A 5,693-nucleotide genomic window follows, 5' to 3' on the forward strand; every position below is an offset into this window, starting at 1 on the left:
CCTCTAAGGGCTGAATCTTCAGGATATGCCCACAGAAACAAACCAACAAGGCCAAGAACCATAGCCAAAAGTCCCATCCAGAAAGCTTTACTTTCCCTGGATGTTACATTTTCCATCTTAGGCATTTGATCTTCATCCCCATCTACTTTTACATTGGAAAGCCTAGGCTCGACTATTTTATCTGTTATCCACCACCCCACAAGTACAATCAATAAAGTTGAAGCAGAGGTAAAATACCAGTTATTCAAAGGGTTTAAATTAATATCAGGATCAAGGATTCTGGCAGCCTCCAGGGTGAAACTCATAATGAGCGGATCTATAGCCGAAGGGATAAAGTTAGCAGAAAAGCCTCCTGATACCCCGGCAAAAGCGGCTGCAATTCCGGCTAATGGATGGCGCCCTGCCGCATAAAATATAACACCTCCCAGCGGGATCACCAGTACATAACCGGCATCTGCAGCGGTGTGACTCACGATGGCTATTAAAATAAGCATCGGTGTGAGCAATTTTTTAGGAGTAAAATTTAAGAGCTTTTTTAAGCCCGCGCCAATCCAACCGGAGTGTTCTGCTACCCCAACCCCAAGCATGGCAACCAATACAATTCCAAGGGGGGCAAAGAGCACGAAGGTATTTACCATATTCGCGAGAAATTCGGCTAATTGTGCTCCGGTGAGCAAATTCTGGACATTCAGGCTATCTCCGGTCATCGGGTGGGTTTCCCCAAAATCAAAGGGAGAGAGAATTGCCGATAAAACCCATATGAAAATGAGTAAATAGAAAAACAGAATTGCGGGGTCGGGTAATTTATTCCCCATTTTTTCAACGACATCAAGGGCTCTGTTTAAAATGCCTTTTTTGGGGGAATCAACTGCTTCTTCCATATTTAGATCAGGTAATATGTTAATGAAGTGCTAAAATAGAAATTTATTCAAAAAAAACAGTCAAACTTTTCGCTAAGCTGTTATCCTATTTAAATTTTTAAATCTCAGGGAACTTTTCCATCACTACTCAACAAAAAGTAATAACTTTGTATTCACATATAATGAATTATGGAAGCTTCAGTTATTAAGATCGGGAATTCAAAGGGACTTAGGTTAAGCAAGACAATCCTGGAAAAATATCATATAAAAGATAAAGTAGAACTTATTCTGGAAAAGGATCAAATCATTCTGCGACCAATAGAATCGCCAAGGAAGAACTGGGAGGAAAAATTCAAGGAAATGGCCGATAATAATGACGATGAACTTTTGATAAATGACATTTTTGAGGATGAAAATTTTGATGAATGGAATTAGGTCAGTATTCAATAATTCTCGTCAATCTGGACCCCACAGTTGGAAGCGAGATTAAGAAAACCCGTCCGTGTGTAATTATTTCGCCCAATGAGATGAACAAATATTTAAGAACCATTGTTGTGGCGCCTTTGACAACAAATCTCAAAAATTATCCAACAAGAATTCCGGTTAAAACCAAGGGTAAAAAAGGAATGATTGCCATTGATCAAATCCGGACAATCGATAAGCAAAGAATCGTAAAAGTCTTTAATTCCCTGAGTAAATCTGAGATTCAAAAATGTAAAGAAGTACTTAAAGAAACATTTGTAGACTAGCAAAATTTGAATTTTCAGAACCCTAAACTTATTAAGTCAATAAATATCCTCTTTCCCCTCTCTACTTCCACTAAGCTTCATGGTAACAAACAAGAAAGTACTCTCCTGAATTAGGCCGGTTAAAAATCGGGGTAACTTCAATTTAATTTTAGTAAATTTAATAGGCTTCTTTAGAAAGAAAGTTTTTCTTATTGAAAGAAACCTGACAATTAGTGATATTTCTGCCCGAAATCTTACTGAAATTCAAATCGTAATTTTTTTTTTATGATCAAGTCTTTTTTAGTAAGTGTGTTTTTATTAATCCCATTCATGGGGTTTACACAAACCAACGACAGCCTGGCAAAACCGCTATTCTCCCAGGATAATGAAAGTTTCCTGAAAGATATTGATTTCACCCTCGATATGCGGGTGGAATTCAGGGCGTATAAATTCAGAGGTGGGGATAGTTATTACAATGGGATGCAGTTTCAAAATGGGTTTACCGCCCTTGGCATTGCCGGAAAATTACACGAAAATGTTAGTTTTAGATTCAGACATCGCTTTAATAAAAGCGGCGATGTACAAAGCCTGGACCTCTTGGGCAACAACATCGAAATTGCCTACCTGGACGTTAAACTGAGTGAATTACTTAACCTCAGGCTTGGAAAAATGAATCCGTTTTATGGCGGTTATGAATACGAGTTCAGCCCGATGTATGTTTTGGAATACAATGATATTTACAGCAATGCCCTGGCATTTGTCACAGGAGCCGGAATTACTTATCAGGCTTTAGAAGATCACAATTTCGGGGTACAGGTGTTAAACTCGCGGACCATGCTCTATGAAGATCTGTATGGCGATGTAATTGCAGAAAATATAGAGGAACCTATCTGGCCGGTATCGATTGTTGGTAACTGGCGCGGAAGCTTTTTTGATGGAAAATTTCAAACCATTTACAGCATGAGCTATGGCAATGAAGTAAAAAACAGGGGAACCTATTTTTTCACTTTGGGTCACAAATACCAGAACAATAATTTTACCCTGATGTATGACTTTCATTACAGTTATGAACAGGTTGATACAAAAGGCGTGGTGACTAATCTTCTCGCGGAAGAGACGGTGGCCGAAGATGTGAGGTATATCGAAAACTGGTTAAGAGCAGAATACAGTTTTAGCCCAAAATTTCAAGCCTTACTTAGCCTCATGACCAGTAGCGCTTTTGATAATGTGAAAACCGAAAGTGAACACCTGAGTACGAGTTACGGAGTGATCCCCACCATTTATTACAGTCCGTTTAAAAACATTGATCTTCGGTTTTTCCTGGCATACATCGGCAGGTACTACGAATATCCAAATTTTTCCAGGGAAAACCTGGGTCTGGCTAATTATAACAGGAATGAACTTAGAGTGGGCGTTATTGCTCCCCTTTTATTGTTCTAAAATAACTTCATTATTAAACTATAGACTTCAGAAATAATTGAGAGCTAACGGATTTTTATCGCGAATTTTTCTGTGTTGATCTCTTCTGCCGGAAACCGGGAAAATCCTAAATTGCAACTTTAAGATCAAACCCATCCCCAAATATTAATGAATGCAAACCATTGACCTGATACTCCTTGGAATTGTCATCGCCTCAAACAACCTCTCATTCGCCTTCGGTTTAGGGGCTTTAGGCACAAGCAAACACCACCTGAGAATAGTTCTTATTTTCACTCTTGTGGAATTTACAATCCCTCTGGTAGGGCTGTTCATTGGGCATTTTTTAAGTTCCTATATAGATAAATATGCCAGCGCTTTAGGCAGCCTGATACTGATTGGCCTGGGAATCTATACTATCTATTCAACATTTAAAAAAAAGAAAGAAAAAGAAAAATCGATAGAAAAAATCACATCGATAAAAGGGCTGTTCTTAATAGCTTTGGGACTAAGTATGGATAATTTACTGGTGGGTTTCAGCCTGGGACTGGGAGAAGTTAATCCGCTTGAACTGGCTTTGTTTATTGCATTTTTTTCTATGGCATTTACATTTATCGGACTTAAGACGGGGAAATACATAAAAATCACTCTGGGTAAGTACGTGCAGGTCTTTGCCGGTATTATATTAATTTTTCTTGGCGTAATCAATTATTTTGGCTTGCCCACGGGATAAGCCGGAATTGGATTTTAATGAAATAAATGATATTAAAGGCCCAACCTGGGCAATTTTAAATTGAAAATCTGTGAAAATGCAACTTCCCACCCTTAAAACTTCCCGAATCATTCTCAGGGATATTATTGCAACAGACTTAGAAAATATTTACACAGGACTTTCAGCTCCCGATGTGATCAAACATTACGGGATTAGTTTTGACAGCCTCGAAGCTACAAAGGAGCAAATAGCCTGGTTTGCTGAACCTTCTCAATTCTGGTGGGCAATTTGTTCGCCCGACAATAAAACTTTTTTCGGAGCGGGCGGCCTGAATAACTTCTCTAAAGAAAATAAAAAAGCTGAAATTGGTCTTTGGCTACTTCCCGATTTTTGGGGCCAGGGAATAATGAGAGAGGCAATGCCTTTAATCTGTGATTATGGCTTTAGAGAACTGGAACTTCATAGAATAGAAGGCTTTGTAGAAATCGATAATCTAAACTGTAAAAAGGCAATGGCAAAGCTTGATTTCAAACACGAAGGAACCATGAAAGATTGTGAAATCAAAAACGGGAAATTCATAAGTCTTGACATCTATGCCAAACTGAAAGATTCCAGTAAAATGGATTAGATAATCCGGTAGCCTAAAATTAAAAGCCCGCCAGTTCCGGCGGGCTTTTGTTTGTTGCTACTTGATCTTTTAAGAGATTAATTCCAGAGTCTGCTGAGCGATCTCCAGTTCTTCGTTCGTTGGGATCACCATGACTTTTACTTTAGAATCTTCAGCATTTATATACCTCAGCTCTTTTGAACGTTGCTTGTTCTTTTCCTCGTTGAGTTTAATTCCGAAGAAATCCATATCCCGGCAAACCAGGCCGCGAATCACATCGCTATTCTCCCCTATTCCGGCGGTAAAAACAATGGCATCTACCCCATTCATAGCGGCGGTATAAGCACCGATGTATTTTTTAATGCGATATGCATTCATCTCCAGGGCGAGCTGGCACTGGCGGTTTCCTTTTTCAGCTTGTTCTTCGATATCACGAAGATCGCTATAGCCTGTGAGGCCGTACATTCCACTTTTATGGTGTAAAACATCACTAACTTCCTGAGCGGTATATCCCAGCTGCTCTATCATATAAAATATCACCGACTGGTCTATATCTCCACTTCGCGTTCCCATGATGAGTCCGTTAACCGGTCCGAAACCAAGGGAGTGATCTATGCTTTTTCCGTCCTGTACCGCGGTTATACTACAACCGTTTCCAAGGTGCACACTAATGATCTTTGAGTTATCCTTTTTTAGTTCTGCAGTCGCAAGTTGGGTTACATATTTATGACTGGTGCCGTGAAAACCGTACACCTGTATGTTGTGATCTTCATAAAAAGAGGTCGGGATCGCATACTGGGCAGCACGGGATGGGATTGTCCTGTGAAAAGCGGTATCAAACACGGCTATTTGTTTTGCCTGTGGAAATAATTGCTCGGCTACCTCAATTCCTTTCAGGTTGGGCGGATTATGCAAAGGAGCCAGGGAGAAATATTCCCTGATCTTGGCTTTCACCTTTTCGTCAATAATGATGGTTTTTGAGAAGGTATCCCCGCCATGTACAACCCGGTGCCCAATTGCAGGAATTTCCGAAGCATCTTTTATCACTCCTTTTTCAGCATCCATTAAAAGTCCCGTAATTGCTTTTAGGGCAACTGCATGATCAGGAACTTCCAATTCCTTAGAAACGTTATTAGCTGCGCTCTTATAATGAAGTTTAGCTCCCTCGAGACCAATACGTTCCACCATGCCGGAAGCCAAAACTGTCTCGGCGGGCATTTTTATAAGTTGAAATTTTAAGGAAGAGCTCCCTGAGTTTATTATTAATATATTTTTCATCTGTTTATATTTTTAGCCTCAATTTTTAAATCAGGCTGAGGCATTTAAACATATTCCTGAATATTGTCATTCCTGGGTCCAGCAGCATGCCA

The 5,693-nt window shown here is 39.7% G+C and carries 7 protein-coding genes; 5 read left to right on the forward strand and 2 right to left on the reverse strand.

Annotation, left to right across the window (positions count from 1 at the left end):
• Nucleotides 1-881, reverse strand: an 881-nt coding sequence (locus ACESK1_RS11625) for an AbgT family transporter (RefSeq protein WP_372920347.1), incomplete at its 3' end; no start/stop codon positions are given.
• 168 nt (nt 882-1,049) lie between these two features.
• Here ACESK1_RS11625 and ACESK1_RS11630 point away from each other — a divergent pair.
• The 5 genes from ACESK1_RS11630 (at nt 1,050) to ACESK1_RS11650 (ending at nt 4,344) form a co-directional block, all read left to right on the forward strand.
• Nucleotides 1,050-1,295, forward strand: a complete 246-nt coding sequence (locus ACESK1_RS11630; protein ID WP_372920348.1) for an AbrB/MazE/SpoVT family DNA-binding domain-containing protein — start codon at nt 1,050-1,052, stop codon at nt 1,293-1,295.
• On the forward strand, nt 1,286-1,609 hold the full coding sequence (locus tag ACESK1_RS11635; protein ID WP_372920349.1) for a type II toxin-antitoxin system PemK/MazF family toxin: 324 nt from the start codon (nt 1,286-1,288) through the stop codon (nt 1,607-1,609). The genes ACESK1_RS11630 and ACESK1_RS11635 overlap by 10 nt, the downstream gene beginning before the upstream one ends.
• A 309-nt stretch (nt 1,610-1,918) precedes the next feature.
• Nucleotides 1,919-3,028, forward strand: coding sequence for a porin (locus tag ACESK1_RS11640; RefSeq protein ID WP_372920350.1), 1,110 nt, complete (start codon nt 1,919-1,921; stop codon nt 3,026-3,028).
• Nucleotides 3,029-3,179: 151 nt separating this feature from the next.
• Nucleotides 3,180-3,737: a manganese efflux pump MntP family protein gene (locus tag ACESK1_RS11645; RefSeq protein WP_372920351.1), complete on the forward strand. Its 558-nt coding sequence runs from the start codon at nt 3,180-3,182 to the stop codon at nt 3,735-3,737.
• A gap of 70 nt (nt 3,738-3,807) precedes the next feature.
• Nucleotides 3,808-4,344 (forward strand): GNAT family N-acetyltransferase, encoded by a 537-nt coding sequence (locus tag ACESK1_RS11650; protein WP_372920352.1) that lies wholly within the window; start codon nt 3,808-3,810, stop codon nt 4,342-4,344.
• A gap of 69 nt (nt 4,345-4,413) precedes the next feature.
• On the opposite strand, the gene ACESK1_RS11655 is transcribed toward ACESK1_RS11650, so the two are convergent.
• Nucleotides 4,414-5,601 carry an acetate/propionate family kinase gene (locus ACESK1_RS11655; RefSeq protein ID WP_372920353.1) on the reverse strand — a complete coding sequence of 396 codons (1,188 nt, stop codon included), beginning with the start codon at nt 5,599-5,601 and terminating at the stop codon, nt 4,414-4,416.
• Between the last annotated feature and the right edge of the window lie 92 nt (nt 5,602-5,693).

It is taken from the genome of Salegentibacter sp. (genome assembly GCF_041642575.1).
Taxonomy (GTDB): Bacteria; Bacteroidota; Bacteroidia; order Flavobacteriales; family Flavobacteriaceae; genus Salegentibacter.